This window comes from Streptomyces sp. CA-142005 (assembly GCF_050942335.1).
In the GTDB taxonomy this organism is placed as follows: domain Bacteria; phylum Actinomycetota; class Actinomycetes; order Streptomycetales; family Streptomycetaceae; genus Streptomyces.
On sequence record NZ_CP192078.1, the window covers coordinates 6,616,005 to 6,637,397 of the forward strand.

Sequence of the window (21,393 nt, forward strand, 5' to 3'; positions counted from 1 at the left end):
CCCGTAGGCGACCACCCGCTTACCCGCAGGGAATAGACGACAGCCACCCCCGGTTTTGGGGGATGGCCCCAGTCCTGGCAGACTGGTACGTCGGCTCCGGTTCACGCTCCCGCACCCCGCGGCGGCGACCCGGCGCCCTCCCGAAACCTAGGAGACACCTTGAAGCGCGACATCCACCCCGCGTACGTCGAGACGCAGGTCAGCTGCACCTGTGGCGCGTCGTTCACCACCCGCAGCACCATCGAGTCCGGCACCATCCGGGCCGAGGTCTGCTCCGAGTGCCACCCGTTCTACACGGGCAAGCAGAAGATCCTCGACACCGGTGGCCGTGTGGCCCGCTTCGAGGCCCGCTTCGGCAAGGCCGCCGGCTCCAAGAAGTAGCGAGCCCCATTCCGCCGGTCCACGGTCACGCCCTCGCGGGGGTGTGCCCGGGACCGGCGTTTTTGGTCGCCCGCCCTTCCCTTCACCGCAGTACAGGAGCCCAAGATGTTCGAGGCCGTCGACGAACTCGTCGCCGAGCACGCCGATCTGGAGAAGAAGCTCGCCGACCCGTCGGTCCACGCCGACCAGGCGAACGCGCGCAAGCTGAACAAGCGCTACGCCGAGCTGACCCCGATCGTCGCCACGTACCGCTCCTGGAAGCAGGCCGGCGACGACATGGAGACCGCGCGTGAGCTCGCGGCCGACGACCCCGACTTCGCCGCCGAGGTCAAGGACCTGGAGAAGCAGCGCGAGGAGCTCACCGAGAAGCTGCGCTTCCTGCTGATCCCGCGGGACCCGAGTGACGACAAGGACGTCATCCTGGAGATCAAGGCGGGCGCGGGCGGCGACGAGTCGGCCCTCTTCGCCGGCGACCTGCTGCGCATGTACCTGCGCTACGCCGAGCGCGTCGGCTGGAAGACCGAGATCATCGACGCCACCGAGTCCGAGCTGGGCGGCTACAAGGACGTCCAGGTCGCGGTGAAGGCCCGCGGACAGCTCGAACCCGGCCAGGGCGTGTGGGCCCGGCTGAAGTACGAGGGCGGTGTGCACCGCGTGCAGCGCGTGCCGGCGACCGAGTCGCAGGGCCGTATCCACACCTCCGCCGCCGGCGTCCTCGTCACCCCGGAGGCCGAGGAGGTGGACGTGGAGATCAACCCCAACGACCTCCGCATCGACGTCTACCGGTCCTCCGGCCCGGGCGGACAGTCGGTCAACACCACCGACTCCGCGGTGCGCATCACGCACCTGCCGACCGGTGTCGTCGCCTCCTGCCAGAACGAGAAGAGCCAGCTGCAGAACAAGGAGCAGGCGCTGCGTATCCTGCGCTCCAGGCTGCTCGCCATGGCGCAGGAGGAGGCCGAGCGGGAGGCCGCCGACGCCCGCCGTAGCCAGGTCCGCACGGTCGACCGCTCCGAGAAGATCCGCACCTACAACTTCCCGGAGAACCGCATCTCCGACCACCGCGTCGGCTTCAAGGCGTACAACCTGGACCAGGTCCTGGACGGCGACCTCGACGCGGTCATCCAGGCCTGCGTCGACGCCGACTCGGCGGCGAAGCTGGCAGCCGCGTAAGACGCGTACGAGCACCAGTACGAGCACGACACGGAGGACTCGCGTGAACCTGCTGCTCGCCGAGGTGGCCCAGGCCACCCAGCGGCTGGCCGACGCCGGCGTGCCCTCGCCGCGCACCGACGCGGAGGAGCTGGCCGCGTTCGTGCACGGCGTGAAGCGCGGCGCACTGCACTCCGTGAAGGACTCGGACTTCGACGCCCGGTACTGGGAGGTCATCGCCCGGCGCGAACAGCGCGAGCCGCTGCAGCACATCACCGGGCGGGCCTACTTCCGCTATCTGGAGCTCCAGGTCGGGCCGGGCGTCTTCGTGCCCCGGCCCGAGACGGAGTCCGTCGTCGGCTGGGCCATAGACGCCGTACGCGCCATGGACGTCGTCGAGCCGTGCATCGTCGACCTGTGCACCGGCTCCGGCGCCATCGCGCTCGCCCTCGCCCAGGAGGTCCCGCGCTCGCGCGTGCACGCCGTGGAGCTGTCCGAGGACGCCCTGGTGTGGACGCGGAAGAACGTCGCGGGCTCCAGGGTCGACCTGCGCCAGGGCGACGCCCTGACGGCCTTCCCCGACCTCGACGGGCAGGTCGACCTGGTGATCTCCAACCCGCCGTACATCCCGCTCACCGAGTGGGAGTACGTGGCCCCCGAGGCCCGCGACTACGACCCCGAGATGGCCCTGTTCTCCGGCGAGGACGGCCTCGACCTGATCCGGGGCATCGAACGCACCGCGCACCGCCTGCTGCGCCCCGGCGGGGTCGTCGTGATCGAGCACGCCGACACCCAGGGCGGCCAGGTGCCGTGGATCTTCACCGAGGAGCGGGGCTGGGCGGACGCGGCCGACCACCCCGACCTCAACAAGCGCCCCCGGTTCGCCACCGCTCGCAAGGCGCTGCCGTGAGCACCCCGACGACAGTGTTTTCCGAAGTCCCGCAGTACGTGTACGAGGAGGCCCGCTAGACATGGCACGGCGATACGACACCAACGACGCCACCGACCGCGTGACGGGTCTGCGTGAAGCCGCGTCCGCGGTCCGCCGGGGCGAGCTGGTGGTCCTCCCGACCGACACGGTGTACGGCATCGGCGCCGACGCGTTCTCCTCGGAGGCGGTCGCCGACCTGCTCGCCGCCAAGGGCCGGGGCCGCAACATGCCCACCCCCGTCCTCATCGGCTCCCCGAACACGCTGCACGGCCTCGTCACGGACTTCTCCGAGCCGGCCTGGGAGCTGGTCGACGCCTTCTGGCCGGGCGCCCTGACGCTCATCGCCAAGCACCAGCCGTCCCTGCAGTGGGACCTCGGCGACACCCGGGGCACGGTGGCCGTCCGCATGCCCCTGCACCCCGTCGCCATCGAGCTGCTCACCGAGGTCGGCCCCATGGCCGTGTCCTCCGCCAACCTCACCGGCCACCCGGCGCCGGAGGACTGCGACGCCGCGCAGGAGATGCTCGGCGACTCCGTCTCCGTCTACCTCGACGGCGGCCCCACCCCGGGCAACGTGCCGTCGTCCATCGTGGACGTCAGCGGCCCGGTGCCGCTGCTGCTGCGCGAGGGCGCGCTCTCCCCGGAGGAGCTGCGCAAGGTCGTACCCGACCTCGAGGTGGCGAATTGACGGCCCCTGAAGCGGGGCGTGGCATAGGCATCGGAGAGCGTGTCGCGGAGCAGACGACGACGTTCGGCTTTCCGCGCGACACCTTCCGCATCCTCCATGTCAGCACCGGCAACGTGTGCCGCTCGCCCATCACCGAGCGGCTGACCCGCCATTTCGTGGCGGAGCGGCTCGGCGTGCTCGGCGGCGGGCTGATCGTGGAGAGCGCGGGCACCTGGGGCCACGAGGGCGCTCCGATGGAGGCCAACGCGGAGGCCGTGCTGGCCGAGTTCGGCGCGGACGCCTCCGGCTTCTTCGGCCGGGAGCTGCTGGACGAGCACGTCATCAGGGCCGACCTCGTGCTCACCGCCACCCGCGACCACCGCGCCCAGGTCATCTCCATGGGCCATTCGGCGGGGCTGCGCACCTTCACCCTGAAGGAGTTCACCCGGCTGGTCCGGGCGATAGATCCGGCCACCCTGCCGCCCCTGGACGACGGCGTGGTCATGCGCGCCCGCGCCCTGGTGCGTGCCGCGGCCGCTCTACGCGGGTGGCTCCTGGCGCCCACGGTCGAGGCGGACGAGGTCCACGACCCGTACGGGGCGCCCCTGACGTTCTTCCGGTCGATCGGGGACGAGATACACCAGGCACTGGATCCGGTGGTGACGGCGCTGACCGGGGTACCGGCGCGAACCTGAGCGCCTCGTAAAGAGCCGCAATACCGGGCATACCGCACATCCCCGGCCTACATTGGTCGTACGTCACCGTCGACCGCCCGGGAGCCCGCCATGTCGGTCACCCCTACCCTCGAGACCGATGTCCTGCGGCGGCAGGACCCGGCGATGGCCGAGATCCTGCTCGCGGAACTGGCGCGGCAGTCCGCGACCCTCCAGCTGATCGCCGCCGAGAACTTCTGCTCGCCGGCCGTGCTCGCCGCCCTCGGCTCGGCGCTCGCCAACAAGTACGCCGAGGGCTATCCCGGCGCCCGGCACCACGGCGGCTGCGAGATCGTCGACCTCGCCGAACGCGCCGCCATCGACCGGGCCAAGGAACTGTTCGGCGCCGAACACGCCAACGTCCAGTCCCACTCCGGCTCCTCGGCCGTGCTGGCCGCCTACGCCGCCCTGCTGCGCCCCGGCGACACCGTCCTCGCCCTCGGACTGCACTACGGCGGCCATCTCACCCACGGCTCGCCCGCGAACTTCTCCGGCCGCTGGTTCGACTTCGTCGGGTACGGGGTGGACGCGGAGACCGGGCTCATCGACCACGACCAGGTGCGTCACCTGGCCCGGGGCCACCGCCCCAAGGCGATCGTGTGCGGCTCGATCGCCTACCCCCGGCACGTCGACTACGCCGTCTTCCGCGAGATCGCCGACGAGGTCGGGGCCTATCTGATCGCCGACGCCGCGCACCCGATCGGGCTGGTCGCCGGCGGCGCCGCGCCGAACCCGGTGCCGTACGCCGACATCGTGTGCGCGACCACCCACAAGGTGCTGCGGGGTCCGCGCGGCGGGATGATCCTGTGCGGGAGCGAGCTGGCCGAGCGGGTCGACCGGGCGGTGTTCCCGTTCACCCAGGGCGGCGCGCAGATGCACACGATCGCCGCGAAGGCCGTCGCGTTCGGCGAGGCGGCAACACCGGCCTTCGCCGTGTACGCCCATCAGGTGGTCGCCAACGCGCGCGTTCTCGCCGGTCACCTGGCCGCCGAGGGCCTCACCGTCACCACCGGCGGCACGGACACCCATCTGATCACCGCCGACCCGGCCCCGCTCGGGGTGGACGGCCGCACCGCGCGCGGCCGGCTCGCCGCCGCCGGGATCGTGCTGGACTGCTGTGCGCTGCCGCACGGCGACGGCCGGGGCCTGCGGCTGGGCACGGCCGCGGTGACCACGCAGGGCATGGGGGAGCCGGAGATGGTGCGGATCGCGGCGCTCATGGCGGCCGTGCTGCGCGGCGAGACCGAGCCGGCCGCGGCACGGGAGGAGGTGCGGGTTCTCACAGGTGCGTTTCCGCCCTATCCCGTCTGAACGGGGGTAGACGAAGCCACGTACACCCCGATGTGCGCCGTGGTCCACAGCCGGGCGTGCAACCATCGTGGCTACCCGGAAGTCCCCATCCATATACGTCCATCGCTAGGGTGTGGGGCTGTGATGGCCAGCGAGACCCGTGGGGAAGCCTGTGCGTGAATACCTGCTGACGCTCTGCATCACGGCCGCGGTGACGTATCTGCTGACAGGGCCGGTACGGAAGTTCGCGATCGTGGCCGGGGCGATGCCGGAGATCCGGGCGCGTGACGTGCACCGGGAACCCACTCCGCGGCTCGGCGGTATCGCCATGTTCTTCGGCCTGTGCGCGGGCCTGCTGGTCGCGGACCATCTGACCAACCTCAACGAGGTCTTCGCGAAGTCGAACGAGCCGCGGGCCCTGCTCTCCGGGGCGGCCCTGATCTGGCTGATCGGCGTCCTGGACGACAAGTTCGAGATCGACGCGCTGATCAAGCTGGGCGGCCAGATGATCGCCGCGGGCGTGATGGTCGTCCAGGGTCTCACCATCCTGTGGCTGCCCATCCCCGGCGTCGGCAACGTGGCGCTGACCCAGTGGCAGGGCACGCTGCTGACCGTGGCGCTCGTCGTCATCACGATCAACGCGGTGAACTTCGTGGACGGCCTGGACGGCCTCGCGGCCGGCATGGTCTGCATCGCGGCGGCGGCGTTCTTCCTGTACGCCTACCGCGTCTGGGTGTCGTACGGCATCGAGGCCGCCGCCCCCGCCACGCTGTTCGCGGCGATCCTGATGGGCATGTGCCTGGGCTTCCTGCCGCACAACATGCATCCCGCGCGGATCTTCATGGGCGACTCCGGCTCGATGCTGATCGGCCTGGTGCTGGCGGCCGGCGCGATCTCCATCACCGGCCAGCTCGATCCGGACGCGCTGAACCTGTACGCGGGTTCGGAGAAGGCGGCGGTCCACCAGACGGTGCCGGTCTACATCCCGCTGCTGCTGCCGCTGACGATCATCGCGGTGCCGGCGGCGGACCTGGTGCTCGCGATCGTCCGGCGCACCTGGCGCGGCCAGTCGCCGTTCGCCGCGGACCGCGGGCATCTGCACCACCGGCTGCTGGAGATCGGCCACTCGCACAGCCGGGCCGTACTGATCATGTACTTCTGGTCGGCCCTGATCGCCTTCGGCACGCTGGCGTACTCGGTCAACTCGGCCTCGATGTGGATCGTGCTGAGCGTGGTCTTCCTCAGCTCGGTCGGCCTGGTCCTGCTGCTGCTCCCGCGCTTCACGCCCCGGGTGCCGATGTGGGCACAGCGGTTCGTGCCGCCCCGCTACCGGCTGCGCCGCCGTACGGCCGAGGCCGCCGTGGCCGTGGAGGCCGAGGACGCACTGGAGGCCGAGGAGCGGACTCCCGTGCCCGCCGGGGTCTCGGGTGTCAACGGGGCGACCGCGATCGGCCCCCGTTCGCGTTTCCTCGATCGTCGGTAAGACGCCCAAGGTAAGAATCTGACTAGAGCATTGCCCGCTCATGGGGGAGCAAACTCCCCCAATACCAGACGAATGCGCTCGGTTTCTGCACAGACGCGCACTGTCAGTCTCATGTGTGACAGCAAGCACACCCAGCAGGTAAAGACCTCATCAAATAGTTTGTGATACGGTTCACGAGAACCCCGGACAGAACCGAAGGACCGTAGTGCGACGGTCCAATGGTGTGAGGTCTCGATCACTCAGCCCGGGACTACGCTCGTCCATGACGACACCCTGCCCCCTGTGAAAGCGGAGTTGCCGCCATGCCGTCCAAAGACGCCCGGAACCTTCTGCAGATCGCTGTGCCCACAGCGGCTGCAGGCGCGATCGCCATCGCCGTGAGCGCGGCGGTCGCGGGGGGCAAGGGCGCGCTCGGCGCGGCCGTCGGCACGGTGCTGGCCATCCTGTTCATGGGAATCGGCCTCTACGTGCTGCAGTGGACGGCAAAAACGCTCCCGCAGCTCTTCCAGGCGATGGGCCTCATGCTCTACATGGCCCAGCTGCTGCTCCTCCTGATTTTCGTCGCCGTCTTCAAGGGCACCTCTCTCTTCAATGGCAAGGCGTTCGCCGCGTCTTTGATCGTCGCGACCGTCGTGTGGATGGTCGCGCAGGCGCGCGCACACATGAAGGCCAAGATCTTCTACGTCGAGCCGGACTCCGAGAAGAGCGAGAAGCACGAGAAGACAGGTCCGAAGCCGTGAGGGGTAGGGGCGGGATAAAGGCCTGTGGGATCTCCTGCTATCGTCCGGTGCCAACTGCGGCATCGCGGGCGCGGGCATCTGAGCTGACGCCTGCTCGATCGCGAGGCTCGATGCCCCCCAGCCGCCCCCACATCCGTAACACCAGTCCGGTGCCGATCCGCGGCCGCGCGCCGCGCCGACACAACGAGGTTGCCGTACCCATGCGTCACGCCGAAGGAGCCCGCGGTGAGTGCTGACCAGACCCAGCTCGCCTTTGACTGGAGTTGCCGGATCCTGTCCGACAACGGGTGCGGTTTCCCGGCCCCGGGCCTCGAGTCCTTCCTGTTCAAGCCGCTCGTCACGGTCGGGGGCTTCGAGTTCAACAAGGTGATGCTGCTCGCGCTCGTCACCACCGCGCTCGTCGTCGGCTTCTTCTGGGCCGCGTTCGGCAAGGCCAGGCTCGTCCCGGGCAAGCTGCAGATGGTCGGCGAGGCCGGCTACGACTTCGTGCGCCGCGGCATCGTGTACGAGACGCTCGGCAAGCGCGAGGGCGAGAAGTACGTCCCGCTGATGGTCTCGCTCTTCTTCTTCATCTGGATCATGAACGTCTGGTCCGTGATCCCGCTCGCCCAGTTCCCGGTGTCGTCGATCATCGCGTACCCGGCCGTGCTCGCCGTGATCGTCTACTTGACGTGGCTGATCCTGACCTTCAAGAAGCACGGCTTCGCCGGCGGTTTCAAGAACCTCACCGGTTACGACAAGTCGCTCGGCGCGGTGCTGCCGCTGGTCATGCTGATCGAGTTCTTCTCGAACGTCCTCGTCCGGCCCTTCACCCACGCGGTCCGGCTCTTCGCCAACATGTTCGCCGGTCACCTCCTGCTGGTGATGTTCACCGTCGCCAGCTGGTACCTGCTGAACAGCTACATGATCCCGGCGGCGGGCGTGTCCTTCGTCATGACCGTGATCATGATCTTGTTCGAGCTCTTCGTCCAGGCCATCCAGGCGTACGTCTTCGTCCTCCTGGCCTGCTCGTACGTTCAGGGTGCTCTGGCCGAGCACCACTGAGACCCGCCCCACCCCACCCCCAGACGTCCGGTGGCCAACCCCCACCGGTCCGAGAAAGAGAAGGAAGAACCGGCATGTCCGCTCTCCAGACCCTTGCCGCCACCGCTGGTGTTCACGGTTCCGTCGGCTCCATCGGTTACGGCCTCGCCGCCATCGGCCCCGGCATCGGCATCGGCATCATCTTCGGTAACGGCACCCAGGCCCTCGCCCGCCAGCCCGAGGCCGCCGGTCTGATCCGTGCCAACCAGATCCTGGGCTTCGCCTTCTGTGAGGCGCTCGCCCTCATCGGCATCGTTATGCCGTTCGTGTTCGGTAAGTAATCACTCCTTACCCGACACGAATCGACGAAAGGCACTGATGTGATCGCCAACCTGGTACAGCTGGCGGCTCCGGAGAAGGGCGGGAACCCGCTCGTTCCCGAGGCGCCCGAGCTGCTCGTCGGCACCATCGCCTTCGCCATCGTGTTCTTCTTCTTCTGGAAGAAGCTGCTTCCGAACATCAACAAGGTTCTGGAGGAGCGTCGCGCGGCGATCGAAGGCGGCATCGAAGAGGCCGACGCCATGAAGGTCGAGGCCCAGAGCGTCCTTGAGCAGTACAAGGCTCAGCTCGCCGAGGCCCGGCACGAGGCCGCGCGCCTGCGCCAGGAGGCGCAGGAGCAGGGTGCCGCGCTCATCGCCGAGATGCGGGCCGAGGGCCAGCGGCAGCGCGAGGAGATCGTCGCCGCCGGTCACGCCCAGATCGAGGCCGACCGCAAGGCCGCCGCGCAGACGCTGCGTCAGGACGTCGGCAAGCTCGCCACCGAACTGGCCGGCAAGCTCGTCGGCGAGTCCCTCGAGGACCACGCCCGCCAGAGCCGTGTGATCGACCGCTTCCTCGACGAGCTCGAGGAGAAGGCCGAGGCCACGCGATGAACGGAGCGAGCCGCGAGGCCCTGGCAGCCGCACGCGAGCGTCTCGACGCGCTGACGGACTCCACGTCCGTCGACGCCGCCGCGCTCGCCGACGAGCTGGCGGCCGTCACCGCGCTGCTCGACCGCGAGGCCGGCCTGCGCCGGGTCCTCACCGACCCGGCGCAGCCCGCAGAGGCCAAGGCGGAGCTGGTCCAGCGTCTGATCGGCGGCCAGGTCAGCGGGTCCGCCGCCGACCAGGTGGCCGGGATGGCGCGCACCCGCTGGTCGCAGCCCCGCGACCTGGTGGACGCGCTGGAGGAGCTGGCGAGCATCGCCGACCTCACGGCGGCGGAGAAGACGGGCACCCTCGACGACGTCGAGGACGAGCTGTTCCGGTTCGCCCGGATCGTCTCCTCCAGCACCGAGCTGCGCGCCGCGCTGACCGACCGCGCCGCCGGCACGGCGGCCAAGACCGAGCTGCTGCACCGGCTGCTCGGCGGCCGGGCCAAGCCGGTCACCGAGCGTCTGGTGGTGCGCCTTGTGACTGCGCCGCGTGGACGTAGCCTGGAAGCGGGACTGGAGTCCCTGTCCAAGCTGGCCGCCGAGCGCCGGGACCGCATGGTCGCCGTCGTCACCTCGGCGGTGCCGCTGAGCGACGGCCAGAAGCAGCGCCTCGGCGCCGCCCTCGCCAAGCTCTACGGCCGCCGGATGCACCTCAACCTGGACGTGGACCCCGAGGTCATCGGCGGCATCCGGGTGCAGGTCGGTGACGAGGTCATCAACGGCTCCCTCGTGGACCGGCTGGATGACGCCGCCCGCCGCATGGCGAGCTAGCAGCAACTCGATATCTCGAGAAAAGCAGTACGTACTTACGGCCCTGGTTGGGCCGTGCAGAGGATTCCTGGGGGTCGCCCCCAGACCCCCCAAGTGAAACTTCGGGCCCAACAAGGAGAGCAGGGAACCCAGATGGCGGAGCTCACGATCCGGCCGGAGGAGATCCGGGACGCGCTGGAGAACTTTGTCCAGTCGTACAAGCCGGACGCGGCCTCGCGCGAGGAGGTCGGTACGGTCACCCTTGCCGGCGACGGCATCGCGAAGATCGAGGGTCTTCCCTCGGCCATGGCCAACGAACTGCTGAAGTTCGAGGACGGCACCCTCGGCCTCGCCCTCAACCTCGAGGAGCGCGAGATCGGTGCCATCGTCCTCGGTGAGTTCAGCGGCATCGAGGAGGGGCAGCCGGTCACCCGTACCGGCGAGGTTCTCTCCGTGGCGGTCGGTGAGGGCTACCTCGGCCGTGTCGTCGACCCGCTCGGCAACCCGATCGACGGCCTCGGCGAGATCGAGACCGACAGCCGCCGTGCCCTTGAGCTGCAGGCCCCCACGGTCATGCAGCGCAAGTCGGTGCACGAGCCGATGGAGACGGGCTACAAGGCCGTCGACGCGATGACCCCGATCGGCCGTGGTCAGCGTCAGCTGATCATCGGTGACCGCCAGACCGGCAAGACCGCCCTGGCCGTCGACACGATCATCAACCAGCGCGACAACTGGCGCTCGGGCGACCCGAAGAAGCAGGTCCGCTGCATCTACGTCGCCATCGGCCAGAAGGGCTCCACCATCGCCGGCGTGCGCCGCGCGCTGGAGGAGAACGGCGCCCTGGAGTACACGACCATCGTCGCCGCCCCGGCGTCCGACCCGGCCGGCTTCAAGTACCTGGCGCCGTACACCGGTTCGGCCATCGGCCAGCACTGGATGTACCAGGGCAAGCACGTCCTGATCATCTTCGACGACCTCTCGAAGCAGGCCGACGCCTACCGCGCCGTGTCCCTGCTGCTGCGCCGCCCGCCGGGCCGTGAGGCCTACCCGGGTGACGTCTTCTACCTGCACTCCCGGCTGCTGGAGCGCTGCGCCAAGCTCTCCGACGACATGGGTGCCGGTTCGATGACCGGTCTGCCGATCGTCGAGACCAAGGCCAACGACGTCTCGGCGTTCATCCCGACCAACGTCATCTCCATCACCGACGGCCAGTGCTTCCTGGAGTCGGACCTGTTCAACGCCGGTCAGCGTCCCGCGCTGAACGTCGGTATCTCCGTCTCCCGAGTCGGTGGTTCCGCGCAGCACAAGGCGATGCGCCAGGTCTCCGGCCGCCTCCGTGTCGACCTCGCCCAGTTCCGTGAGCTGGAGGCGTTCGCCGCCTTCGGTTCCGACCTGGACGCGGCCTCGAAGGCCCAGCTGGAGCGCGGTTCGCGCATGGTCGAGCTGCTGAAGCAGGACCAGTACCAGCCGATGGCCACCGAGGACCAGGTCGTCTCCGTCTGGGCCGGCACCAACGGCCGTATGGACGACGTCCCGGTCGCCGACATCCGCCGCTTCGAGAAGGAACTGATCGACTTCCTGCACCGGAAGCACCAGGGCCTGATGACCTCCATCAAGGAGGGCGCCAAGATGTCGGACGACACGATCCAGGCGATCGACGACGCGGTGGCCGAGTTCAAGAAGCAGTTCGAGACCTCGGACGGCAAGCTGCTCGGCGAGGACACCCCTGCCGCTGCCGCCAAGTGACGTAAGGAAGGGACCTGACTCATGGGAGCCCAGCTCCGGGTCTACAAGCGTCGCATCCGATCCGTCAGCGCGACCAAGAAGATCACCAAGGCGATGGAGATGATCGCCGCCTCGCGCGTCGTCAAGGCGCAGCGCAAGGTGGCGGCCTCCACGCCGTACGCGACCGAGCTGACGCGCGCGGTCACGGCGGTCGGCACCGGCTCGAACACCAAGCACCCGCTCACCACGGAGGCGGAGAACCCGACCCGTGCCGCGGTCCTGCTCCTCACGAGCGACCGCGGTCTGGCCGGCGCCTTCAACTCCAACGCCATCAAGACGGCGGAGCAGCTGACCGAGCGCCTGGAGCGCGAGGGCAAGCAGGTCGACACGTACATCGTCGGCCGGCGCGGTGTCGCCCACTACAACTTCCGTGAGCGCAAGATCACGGAGTCGTGGACGGGCTTCACGGACGAGCCGACGTACGCGGACGCCAAGAAGGTCGCGGCGCCCCTGATCGAGGCCATCGAGAAGGAGACGGCGGACGGCGGTGTGGACGAGCTCCACATCGTCTACACCGAGTTCGTCTCGATGATGACGCAGTCGGCGCTGGACGCCCGGCTGCTGCCGCTGCGTCTCGAAGAGGTCGCCGAGGAGGCTCACCCCAAGGGGGAGATCCTCCCGCTGTACGACTTCGAGCCCTCGGCGGAGGACGTCCTCGACGCCCTGCTGCCGCGCTACGTGGAGAGCCGTATCTACAACGCGCTGCTCCAGTCGGCCGCTTCGAAGCACGCCGCCACGCGGCGCGCGATGAAGTCGGCCACCGACAACGCCGGTGAGCTCATCGAGAACCTCACCCGGCTTGCCAACGCGGCCCGCCAGGCCGAAATCACCCAGGAAATCAGCGAGATCGTCGGTGGCGCCAGCGCCCTGGCCGACGCGACCGCGGGGAGTGACCGATAAATGACCACCACTGTTGAGACCGCGACGGCTACGGGCCGCGTCGCCCGGGTCATCGGCCCGGTCGTCGACGTGGAGTTCCCCGTCGACGCGATGCCGGACATCTACCAGGCCCTGCACGTCGAGGTGTCCGACCCGGCCAACGCCGGCGAGAAGAAGACGCTGACCCTCGAGGTCGCCCAGCACCTGGGTGACGGCCTGGTCCGCGCGATCTCCATGCAGCCGACCGACGGTCTGGTCCGCCAGGCCCCGGTCGTCGACACCGGCGCGCCGATCTCGGTGCCGGTCGGCGACTTCACCAAGGGCAAGGTGTTCAACACCCTCGGTGAGGTGCTGAACGTCGACGAGACCTACGACGGCGAGCGCTGGCCGATCCACCGCAAGGCCCCGAACTTCGACGAGCTCGAGTCCAAGACCGAGATGTTCGAGACGGGCGTCAAGGTCATCGACCTGCTCACCCCGTACGTCAAGGGCGGCAAGATCGGTCTGTTCGGCGGCGCCGGCGTCGGCAAGACGGTGCTCATCCAGGAGATGATCTACCGTGTCGCCAACAACCACGAGGGTGTCTCCGTGTTCGCCGGTGTCGGTGAGCGCACCCGTGAGGGCAACGACCTCATCGAGGAGATGACCGACTCGGGCGTCATCGACAAGACCGCGCTGGTCTTCGGTCAGATGGACGAGCCCCCGGGCACCCGTCTGCGCGTCGCGCTGGCCGGCCTGACCATGGCCGAGTACTTCCGTGACGTCCAGAAGCAGGACGTGCTGTTCTTCATCGACAACATCTTCCGCTTCACGCAGGCCGGTTCCGAGGTCTCCACGCTGCTCGGCCGTATGCCGTCCGCGGTGGGTTACCAGCCGAACCTGGCCGACGAGATGGGCATCCTGCAGGAGCGCATCACCTCGACCCGCGGTCACTCGATCACCTCGATGCAGGCGATCTACGTCCCCGCCGACGACCTGACCGACCCGGCCCCGGCGACCACCTTCGCCCACCTCGACGCGACGACGGTTCTGTCCCGTCCGATCTCCGAGAAGGGCATCTACCCGGCCGTGGACCCGCTGGACTCGACGTCCCGGATCCTGGACCCGCGCTACATCGCGCAGGACCACTACAACGCGGCCATGCGCGTGAAGAACATCCTGCAGAAGTACAAGGACCTGCAGGACATCATCGCGATCCTCGGTATCGACGAGCTCGGCGAGGAGGACAAGCTCGTCGTCCACCGTGCCCGTCGCGTGGAGCGCTTCCTGTCCCAGAACACCCACGTCGCCAAGCAGTTCACCGGCGTGGACGGTTCGGACGTGCCGCTGGACGAGACGATCGCCGCGTTCAACGCGATCTGCGACGGCGAGTACGACCACTTCCCGGAGCAGGCGTTCTTCATGTGCGGTGGCCTGGAGGACCTCAAGGCCAACGCCAAGGAGCTGGGCGTCTCCTGAACTCCCTGAGTTCGTCCGAGGGGGCGGGTGCGTCCCGCCCCCTCATCCACGCCCACTAGAATTGACCCCAACACCCGGCACCCCTGCCGGGTGGTGACCCGAGGAGCCACCCTTGGCTGCTGAGCTGCACGTCGAGCTGGTCGCCGCCGACCGCCAGGTCTGGTCCGGCGAGGCCACCCTGGTCGTCGCGCGCACCACGTCCGGCGACATCGGCGTCATGCCCGGTCACCAGCCGCTGCTCGGTGTGCTGGAGTCGGGCCCGGTGACCATCCGTACGAGTGATGGTGGAACGGTCGTCGCCGCGGTGCACGGCGGTTTCGTCTCGTTCGCGGACAACAAGCTGTCCCTGCTGGCCGAGATCGCCGAGCTGTCGGACGAGATCGATGTCCAGCGCACGGAGCGGGAGCTGGAGCGCGCGAAGGCGGAGGGCGACGCCGCCGCCGAGCGCCGCGCAGACGTCCGCCTGCGTGCGGCGGCGGCGCGCTGAGTCAAGCGCGCCGGTATGACGTCACTCAGCCGCGGCCGGCCCGGAGCAATCCGGTGCCGGTCGCGGCTGAGGCAGATGTGGGTGTTTTTCCGGTTTCATTACCCAGTGACAGAAGCAGTTCCCCTACCTAGGAGACGAGGAGGTCGGTGCCGATGGTCCTCGCTCTGACTGTGTGCGGGATCGTGGTCGCGCTCGTGGTGGTGGGACTGTTCCTGTTCGGGCTGCGCCGCCGGCTCATCCAGCGCTCCGGCGGCACCTTCGACTGCTCCCTGCGCTGGGACGTGGCCGAGAAACCGGACGCGGGCGGCAAGGGCTGGTCCTACGGCGTCGCCCGCTACAACGGCGACCGCATCGAGTGGTACCGCGTCTTCTCCTACGCCTTCCGCCCCCGACGCACCCTGGAGCGCGCGCAGATCGAGGTGGCCGGCCGCCGGCTGCCCGAGGGCGAGGAGGAACTGGCGCTGCTCTCCGACGCGGTGGTCCTCGCCTGTACCCATCGGGGCACGCGCCTCGAACTCGCCATGAGCGAAGACGCGCTGACCGGATTCCTCGCGTGGCTGGAGGCAGCCCCGCCCGGACAGAGAGTGAATGTGGCGTAGCCACATTCACTCTCCCCCAGACGAAGCCGAGGGGGAGTGAATGTGGCTCTGACCGGGACTGGTCGAATCACAGGTTGCTGCTGATGGCGTTCACCAGCTCACCGTTGCCGGTGTCGCCGCTGAACTCCCAGAAGAACGCGCCGCCCAGGCCCTGGGACTTGGCCCAGCTCATCTTCCCGGCGATGGTGGACGGGGTGTCGTACGACCACCAGTTGCTGCCGCAGTGCGCGTACGCGGTGCCCGCGACGGTGCCGGTGACCGGACAGGACGACTTCAGGACCTTGTAGTCCTCGATGCCCTGCTCGTAGGTGCCGGCCGCCGGTCCCGTGGCCGTGCCGCCCGGGGCGTCCTGGGTGACGCCGGTCCAGCCGCGGCCGTAGAAGCCGATGCCGATGAGCAGCTTGGAGGCGGGGACGCCGATGGACTTGTACTTGGCGATCGCGTCGGCGGTGGTGAAGCCCGCCTTCGGGATGCCCGAGTACGAGGTGAGCGGGGAGTGCGGGGCGGTCGGGCCCTGCGCGTCCCAGGCACCGAAGAAGTCGTACGACATCACGTTGTACCAGTCGACGGAGCTCGCGGCGCCCGCGTAGTCCGCGGCCTCGATCTTGCCGCCGGAGGAGCCGTCGGCGGTGACCGCGGCGGTGACCAGGTTGTTCGAGCCGAACTTGGCGCGCAGCGCGGCCATCACGTTCTTGAAGGCCGCGGCCCCGCTGATGTCGCAGGACAGGCCGCAGGCGTTGGGGTACTCCCAGTCGATGTCGATGCCGTCGAAGACGTCGGCCCAGCGCGGGTCCTCGACCAGGTTGTAGCAGGACTGCGCGAACGCGGTCGGGTTGGCCGCGGCCTGGGCGAAGCCGCCGGACCAGGTCCAGCCGCCGAAGGACCACAGCACCTTGATGTTCGGGTACTTGGCCTTCAGCTCGCGCAGCTGGTTGAAGTTGCCGCGCAGCGGCTGGTCCCAGGTGTCGGCGACGCCGCTGACCGACTGGTCGGCGGTGAACGCCTTGTCGTAGTCGGCGTAGGAGTCGCCGATCGCGCACTGGCCGTTGGTGACGTTGCCGAAGGCGTAGTTGATGTGCGTGATCTTCGCGGCCGAGCCGGACGTCACCAGGTTCTTGACGTTGTAGTTGCGGCCGTAGATGCCCCACTCGGTGAAGTAGCCGAGCTTGACCTTGTCGCCGCTGGGCGGGGGAGTGGTGCCGCCGCCGGTGGTGTGCACCTTGACCGCGCCGCTGACCGGGCCGGTCTGGTCGGCGGTGTCGCGGGCCTGCACGGTGTAGGAGTAGTCGGTGCCGGCGGTCAGACCGCTGTCCGTGTACGACGTGGTGGTCACGGTGCCGACGACCTTGCCGTCGCGCAGCACGTCGTAGTTCTTGACGCCCTTGTCGTCGGTGGCGGCGCTCCAGCCGAGCTTCACCGAGGTGTCGGTGATGTTCGAGGCGGTGGGTGTGCCGGGGGCGCTGGGCGCGGCGTCGCCGGGGACGGTCGTACCGTCGCAACTGTCGCCGTTCAGCTTGCAGTTGGACGGGGATCCGGAGCCCGCGCCGTTGAAGCCGAAGGAGACGGAGGCGCCGGGGGCGATGGTGCCGTTGTAGGACTTGTTCTTGGCGGTCCAGTGGGTGCCGGAGCTGGTGACGTCCGCGTCCCAGGCCGAGGTGACGGACGTACCGGAGGGGAAGTCCCACTCGATCGTCCAGGAACTGATGGCCGTGGTGCCGGTGTTCTTCACCGTCCACTTGCCCTCGAAGCCGGTGCCCCAGTCCTGGGTCTTGGCGTACGTCGCCGTGGCGGTGGTCGCGGCCTGGGCGGGGCTCGCGAGACCGACGAGGCCGGCCAGGGGGAGCAACAGGGTCGCGAACCCTGCCGCGGCTCTGTGTCTGAAGCGCATGCTGCGCCTCCTCGTTAGTGGGGAATGGCGGAGGTGCCAGGGGCATGACTGAGCCTTCACGCCCACGGTGCTGCGAGAGTAGGAAGGTCTGGACCACGGGTCAATAGGTCTGGACCAATTTGCTCCGCAGTGCCGCTGGACATCCAACTCCTGCGCCAGCAAGGCCGCTTGCACCCGGCTGCGCAGCCCCAGCTTGGCCAGCAGCCGGCTGACGTGCGTCTTCACCGTGCCTTCCGCCATCCGCAGCCGCTCGGCGATCTCGGCGTTCGACAGGCCCTGGCCGACACAGGACAGCACCTCCCGCTCGCGCCGGGTCAGGTCCTCCAGCCCGGCCGGGCCGTCCGTCCTCTCCCGCGCCGGACCGGCCGCGAACTCGGCGATCAGCCGCCGGGTCACGGCCGGCGCGACGATCCCCTCCCCGCGCGCCACCGTGCGCACCGCCTCCAGCGGATCCCGGGCCTCGGTGTTCTTCAGCAGAAACCCGGCCGCCCCCGCCCGCAGCGCCCCGAACACGTACTCGTCGAGATCGAAGGTGGTCAGCACGAGGACGTCCGCGAGCCCCTCCGCGACGATCCGCCGGGTCGCCGACACCCCGTCCAGGCACGGCATCTGCACGTCCATCAGGACCCCGAAGCGGGAGCCGGCCGGGCAGCGCCCTCGGCACGGGGTCCAGCGCCGCCCCTGACCCGGCCGAAGCAGCCCCGCCCACCCTGCCGCGCGCCCGGCGAGGGGTCGTACGCTGACCGGCGACGAGGAGGGGGCGCATGACGGACACGGTGGGCTCCGGCGCGGTGCTGGTCGTCGACGACGACGCGGCGATCCGGCGCTCGCTGGAGCGCGGACTCAGGCTGAGCGGCTTCGCGGTGCGGACCGCCGCCGACGGTCCCGAGGCGCTCACGGCGGTCCGGGACGCGCCGCCCGATGTCCTGGTGCTCGACGTGTCGATGCCCGGCATGAGCGGCATCGAGGTGTGCACCCGGCTGCGCGACGAGGGCCGGGACCTGCCCGTGCTGATGCTCTCCGCACTGGACGAGACCGCCGACCGGATCGCCGGGCTCCAGGCCGGCGGCGACGACTACCTGGTCAAGCCGTTCGCCCTGCAGGAACTGGTGCTGCGGCTGCGCGCCCTGCTGCGCCGCCGCCCGCCGGCCGGCCCGGCGCCGCTGCGGGTCGCGGGCCTGGCGATCGACCCGGCCGCCCGCACCGCCGAGCGCGACGGCAGGCCCCTGGACCTCACCCGGCGCGAGTTCGAGCTGCTGGAGGTGCTCGCCCGCAACGCCGGACTGGTCCTCACCCGCGACCAGCTCCTGGAGCGGGTGTGGGGCTACGACTTCGACGTGCGCACCGACACCGTCGACACCTTCGTCAGCTATCTGCGGCGCAAACTGGAGGCGGACGGCGCCGGCCGGCTGATCCACACGGTGCGGGGCGTCGGCTTCGTGCTCAGGGAACCGCGGGACACACCGTGAGGCTCTCCACCCGTATCGCCCTCGCCGTCGGCTGCACCGTCCCGCTGCTCGTGCTCGCCGCCGGCTGGCTGCTGCTGCACCTGGTCGCACGGGACCTGCAGCGGACCGAGGACCAGCACCTCCGGCAACGCGCGGTGGCCCTGGCCCCGGAGGCCCGGGCGCTGCTGCGGGCCTCGGCGAACGGCCGCCCCAAGGCCGCCGACACCCGGGAGCGGCAGCTGTACAGCGCGGCCCTCGACGTCGGCGTACGGCTCGTCGGAGCGGACACGGACTTCAGCGGCGGCCCCCAGCCCGGCCCCGCCGTGACCCTGCCCGACCGCACCTCCGGCTTCGCCACCCTGCGCGACGGCGGGCGCGCCTGGCGGGCCCTGGCCCGGCCGGTACGGACCGCGACGGCCTCCGGCACGCTGTGGCTCTTCTCGCCCGACACCGCCGACCGCACCCAGGTCCGGCTCGTCCGCAACCGGGTGCTCCTCACCGCGGTGCTCGCCGCACCCCTGTCCGGGCTGCTCGCCTGGGGCCTGGCCGCCGGAGCGAGCGCGCCCCTCGCCCGCCTCACCCGCCGGGCCGCCGGCCTCGACCCGCGCACCAGCACGACCCGGCTGCCCGAGGAACGCACCGGGGTGCGCGAGGTCGACGAACTGGCCGCGACCCTCAGGACCGTCCTCGCCCGCTACGACGAACAGGCCGCCCGCACCGGCCAGGCCCTGGACACCGCCCGCTCCTTCTCCTCCGCGGCCGCACACGAACTGCGCACCCCGCTGATGAGCATGGGCACCAACCTCGACATCCTCACCGGCCACCCCGACCTGCCGGCGGCGGAGCGCGCCGAGGTCCTCGCCGACCTGCACCGCGAACACGCCCGCCTGCTCGGTCTGCTGGTGATGCTGCGGGACCTGGGCCGCGCGGACCTGGTGGAGGCGGACGCGTTCCGGCCCGTCGACCTGCCCGACCTCGCCGACGCCGCCGTCGCCGAGGCCCGGCGGCGCGCCCCGGACGCCGACATCGCCCTCGACGCGGCACCCGGGGTCACCGTGCACGGCTGGGAGCCCGGCCTGCGCCTGCTGCTGGACAACCTGCTCGGCAACGCCCTCGCCCACGGCCGCGACGCACAGGGCCGGGCCCGGGTGCGGGTCGGCGTGACCGGCACCGCCGGCCAGGTCCTCGTCACGGTCGACGACCACGGCCCCGGGGTGCCGCCCGACGCCCGCGCCCGGATCTTCGAACGGTTCCGGCGGGGCCCGGACAGCGCCGGCTCCGGGCTCGGCCTCACCCTCGTCGCCCAGCAGGCGGCCCTGCACCGGGGGAGCGTCACCGTCACGGACGGGCCGGACGGGACCGGCGCGCGCTTCGAGGTGCGGCTGCCGTCGGGCGGCGCGATCCTGCCCGGCCGCCGGGACTGGCTGATCGGTACAGCCGGGGCAAACCGGTCACAGAGTTTCCCCAAAGACCCTTCCTAGCCTGCGTCGCGTCGGACGGACGACCCGCTCGTCCGGGAAGGGAACGGAGACACCGATGAATGCACGTCGACGTACGCGCACCCTGCTCGCCGGGTGCGCCGTGGCGGCCGTCCTGGCGGGCACCGCCCAAGTGGCCTCGGCCGACAGCGGCAGCCCCGCACCGGGGCCCACCGGAGACGGGGCCCACGCCCTGTGCAAGCGGGTGCCCAAGATCGACCGCCGGATCCAGCGGGCCCTGAAGCGGCTGGACGCGGGGGCCGGCACCCGTGGCTCGGTGGCCCGGCTGCAGCTGCGCGTGGACAACGCGAAGAAGGCCGGCCACACCCAGATCGCCACCTTCCTCCAGGACCGGCTGGACTTCCGCAAGTCGCTGGTGACCAACCTTCAGCAGCGCCAGAAGGACCTGAACGACGTCCGGACCTGGTGCCGGGACAACAACGACGGGAAGGCGGCGAGCTGATGCGGGTACGGCGGGCGACGCCACCGGCGGTGGCCCTGCCGGCGGTGGCGCTGCTGGTGGCGCTCACCGCGGGCTGCGCGCACCACGACGGGGCGTCCCCGAAGACACCGTCCGCCTCCGGCACACCCTCGGGCTACGCGGAGATGGAGAAGAAGGTGAACGCGGCGGAGTCCGCGGCGGCCGCCGCCGACCGCGACGCCGCCCGCGACGGCAACTGAGCTAGCGCTCCCCGCCGGGGACCCAGAGCACGTCACCGGTGTCCTTGTTCGCGGTGCGGGCCAGGATGAACAGCAGGTCGGACAGGCGGTTGAGGTAGGTCGCGGTGAGCGGGTTCATGGCCTCGCCGTGCACCTCCAGGGCCGCCCAGGTGGAGCGCTCGGCGCGGCGTACGACGGTGCACGCCTGGTGCAGCAGGGCCGCGCCGGGCGTGCCGCCGGGCAGGATGAAGGAGCGCAGCTTCTCCAGCTCGGCGTTGAACCGGTCGCAGTCGGCCTCCAGCCGGTCGATGTAGAACTGCTCCACCCGCAGCGGCGGGAACTCCGGGTTCTCCACCACCGGCGTCGACAGGTCCGCCCCTACGTCGAACAGGTCGTTCTGGACGCGCGTGAGCACCTTGACGACCTCTGCGTCCAGGCCGCCCAGCGCGATCGCGGTGCCGATGACCGCGTTGGCCTCGTTGGCGTCGGCGTAGGCCGAGATCCGGAGGTCGGTCTTGGCGACCCGGCTCATGTCACCGAGCGCGGTGGTGCCCTTGTCGCCGGTCCTGGTGTAGATGCGCGTCAGATTGACCATGGGGCCAGCGTAG

Annotated in this window: 23 protein-coding genes and 1 pseudogene; 21 read left to right on the plus strand and 3 right to left on the minus strand. The window is 70.1% G+C overall.

All coding sequences use genetic code 11. The annotated features are described in order from the left end of the window. Positions 1-159 precede the first annotated feature (159 nt). From rpmE to ACQPXS_RS31035, 17 genes are all read left to right on the plus strand, one after another. Positions 160-381, plus strand: coding sequence for a 50S ribosomal protein L31 (gene rpmE / locus ACQPXS_RS30955; RefSeq protein ID WP_030740744.1), 222 nt, complete (start codon positions 160-162; stop codon positions 379-381). 105 nt (positions 382-486) lie between these two features. Beyond that, positions 487-1,554, plus strand: coding sequence for a peptide chain release factor 1 (gene prfA / locus ACQPXS_RS30960; protein ID WP_433452550.1), 1,068 nt, complete (start codon positions 487-489; stop codon positions 1,552-1,554). A 43-nt stretch (positions 1,555-1,597) separates the two neighbouring features. Further along, positions 1,598-2,443 carry a peptide chain release factor N(5)-glutamine methyltransferase gene (prmC, locus tag ACQPXS_RS30965; protein ID WP_351799915.1) on the plus strand — a complete coding sequence of 282 codons (846 nt, stop codon included), beginning with the start codon at positions 1,598-1,600 and terminating at the stop codon, positions 2,441-2,443. 61 nt (positions 2,444-2,504) lie between these two features. Beyond that, the gene (locus ACQPXS_RS30970; protein ID WP_351799918.1) at positions 2,505-3,152 is read left to right on the plus strand and encodes an L-threonylcarbamoyladenylate synthase; all 648 of its coding nucleotides are present in this window, start codon (positions 2,505-2,507) and stop codon (positions 3,150-3,152) included. Beyond that, complete coding sequence (locus ACQPXS_RS30975; protein WP_433452552.1) at positions 3,149-3,826, plus strand: protein-tyrosine-phosphatase; 678 nt, start codon at positions 3,149-3,151, stop codon at positions 3,824-3,826. Before ACQPXS_RS30970 ends, ACQPXS_RS30975 begins: the two co-directional genes overlap by 4 nt. Positions 3,827-3,916: 90 nt before the next feature. Beyond that, complete coding sequence (glyA, locus tag ACQPXS_RS30980) at positions 3,917-5,155, plus strand: serine hydroxymethyltransferase (protein ID WP_433452553.1); 1,239 nt, start codon at positions 3,917-3,919, stop codon at positions 5,153-5,155. A gap of 151 nt (positions 5,156-5,306) precedes the next feature. Continuing rightward, positions 5,307-6,617, plus strand: coding sequence for an MraY family glycosyltransferase (locus tag ACQPXS_RS30985; protein ID WP_433452555.1), 1,311 nt, complete (start codon positions 5,307-5,309; stop codon positions 6,615-6,617). 302 nt (positions 6,618-6,919) lie between these two features. Next, positions 6,920-7,357: a hypothetical protein gene (locus tag ACQPXS_RS30990; protein WP_351799930.1), complete on the plus strand. Its 438-nt coding sequence runs from the start codon at positions 6,920-6,922 to the stop codon at positions 7,355-7,357. A gap of 273 nt (positions 7,358-7,630) precedes the next feature. Further along, on the plus strand, positions 7,631-8,401 hold the full coding sequence (gene atpB, locus ACQPXS_RS30995; RefSeq protein WP_351800225.1) for a F0F1 ATP synthase subunit A: 771 nt from the start codon (positions 7,631-7,633) through the stop codon (positions 8,399-8,401). Between the two features lie 74 nt (positions 8,402-8,475). Next, positions 8,476-8,721 carry an ATP synthase F0 subunit C gene (atpE, locus tag ACQPXS_RS31000; RefSeq protein ID WP_351799933.1) on the plus strand — a complete coding sequence of 82 codons (246 nt, stop codon included), beginning with the start codon at positions 8,476-8,478 and terminating at the stop codon, positions 8,719-8,721. A gap of 39 nt (positions 8,722-8,760) precedes the next feature. Further along, on the plus strand, positions 8,761-9,312 hold the full coding sequence (locus ACQPXS_RS31005; RefSeq protein WP_351799936.1) for a F0F1 ATP synthase subunit B: 552 nt from the start codon (positions 8,761-8,763) through the stop codon (positions 9,310-9,312). After that, positions 9,309-10,124 carry a F0F1 ATP synthase subunit delta gene (locus ACQPXS_RS31010; protein WP_433452557.1) on the plus strand — a complete coding sequence of 272 codons (816 nt, stop codon included), beginning with the start codon at positions 9,309-9,311 and terminating at the stop codon, positions 10,122-10,124. The genes ACQPXS_RS31005 and ACQPXS_RS31010 overlap by 4 nt, the downstream gene beginning before the upstream one ends. 132 nt (positions 10,125-10,256) lie before the next feature. Continuing rightward, positions 10,257-11,849: a F0F1 ATP synthase subunit alpha gene (gene atpA / locus ACQPXS_RS31015; RefSeq protein WP_351799942.1), complete on the plus strand. Its 1,593-nt coding sequence runs from the start codon at positions 10,257-10,259 to the stop codon at positions 11,847-11,849. 21 nt (positions 11,850-11,870) lie between these two features. After that, positions 11,871-12,788, plus strand: a complete 918-nt coding sequence (locus ACQPXS_RS31020; RefSeq protein ID WP_351799945.1) for a F0F1 ATP synthase subunit gamma — start codon at positions 11,871-11,873, stop codon at positions 12,786-12,788. After that, positions 12,789-14,225, plus strand: coding sequence for a F0F1 ATP synthase subunit beta (atpD, locus tag ACQPXS_RS31025; RefSeq protein ID WP_433452560.1), 1,437 nt, complete (start codon positions 12,789-12,791; stop codon positions 14,223-14,225). A 112-nt stretch (positions 14,226-14,337) separates the two neighbouring features. Beyond that, positions 14,338-14,712, plus strand: coding sequence for a F0F1 ATP synthase subunit epsilon (locus ACQPXS_RS31030; protein ID WP_046421578.1), 375 nt, complete (start codon positions 14,338-14,340; stop codon positions 14,710-14,712). Positions 14,713-14,864: 152 nt separating this feature from the next. Continuing rightward, complete coding sequence (locus ACQPXS_RS31035; protein ID WP_330337788.1) at positions 14,865-15,311, plus strand: DUF2550 domain-containing protein; 447 nt, start codon at positions 14,865-14,867, stop codon at positions 15,309-15,311. A 67-nt stretch (positions 15,312-15,378) separates the two neighbouring features. Here ACQPXS_RS31035 and ACQPXS_RS31040 read toward each other — a convergent pair whose 3' ends face one another. Further along, on the minus strand, positions 15,379-17,199 hold the full coding sequence (locus ACQPXS_RS31040) for a glycosyl hydrolase family 18 protein (protein ID WP_433456031.1): 1,821 nt from the start codon (positions 17,197-17,199) through the stop codon (positions 15,379-15,381). Between the two features lie 165 nt (positions 17,200-17,364). Next, positions 17,365-17,820, minus strand: a pseudogene (locus tag ACQPXS_RS31045) (LuxR C-terminal-related transcriptional regulator); the annotation flags it as partial. A 143-nt stretch (positions 17,821-17,963) separates the two neighbouring features. Here ACQPXS_RS31045 and ACQPXS_RS31050 point away from each other — a divergent pair. From ACQPXS_RS31050 to ACQPXS_RS31065, 4 genes are read left to right on the plus strand one after another with little or no spacing between them, the layout of a single operon-like run. Then, positions 17,964-18,668, plus strand: a complete 705-nt coding sequence (locus ACQPXS_RS31050) for a response regulator transcription factor (RefSeq protein WP_433452563.1) — start codon at positions 17,964-17,966, stop codon at positions 18,666-18,668. After that, the gene (locus tag ACQPXS_RS31055; protein ID WP_433452565.1) at positions 18,665-20,128 is read left to right on the plus strand and encodes an ATP-binding protein; all 1,464 of its coding nucleotides are present in this window, start codon (positions 18,665-18,667) and stop codon (positions 20,126-20,128) included. The genes ACQPXS_RS31050 and ACQPXS_RS31055 overlap by 4 nt, the downstream gene beginning before the upstream one ends. Before the next feature lie 55 nt (positions 20,129-20,183). Next, on the plus strand, positions 20,184-20,588 hold the full coding sequence (locus tag ACQPXS_RS31060) for a hypothetical protein (protein ID WP_433452567.1): 405 nt from the start codon (positions 20,184-20,186) through the stop codon (positions 20,586-20,588). Next, complete coding sequence (locus ACQPXS_RS31065) at positions 20,588-20,806, plus strand: hypothetical protein (protein ID WP_433452568.1); 219 nt, start codon at positions 20,588-20,590, stop codon at positions 20,804-20,806. Before ACQPXS_RS31060 ends, ACQPXS_RS31065 begins: the two co-directional genes overlap by 1 nt. 1 nt (position 20,807) lies before the next feature. Here the strand turns inward: ACQPXS_RS31065 and ACQPXS_RS31070 are convergent, their stop codons facing one another. Next, the gene (locus tag ACQPXS_RS31070; protein ID WP_351799975.1) at positions 20,808-21,380 is read right to left on the minus strand and encodes a cob(I)yrinic acid a,c-diamide adenosyltransferase; all 573 of its coding nucleotides are present in this window, start codon (positions 21,378-21,380) and stop codon (positions 20,808-20,810) included. Positions 21,381-21,393 lie beyond the last annotated feature (13 nt).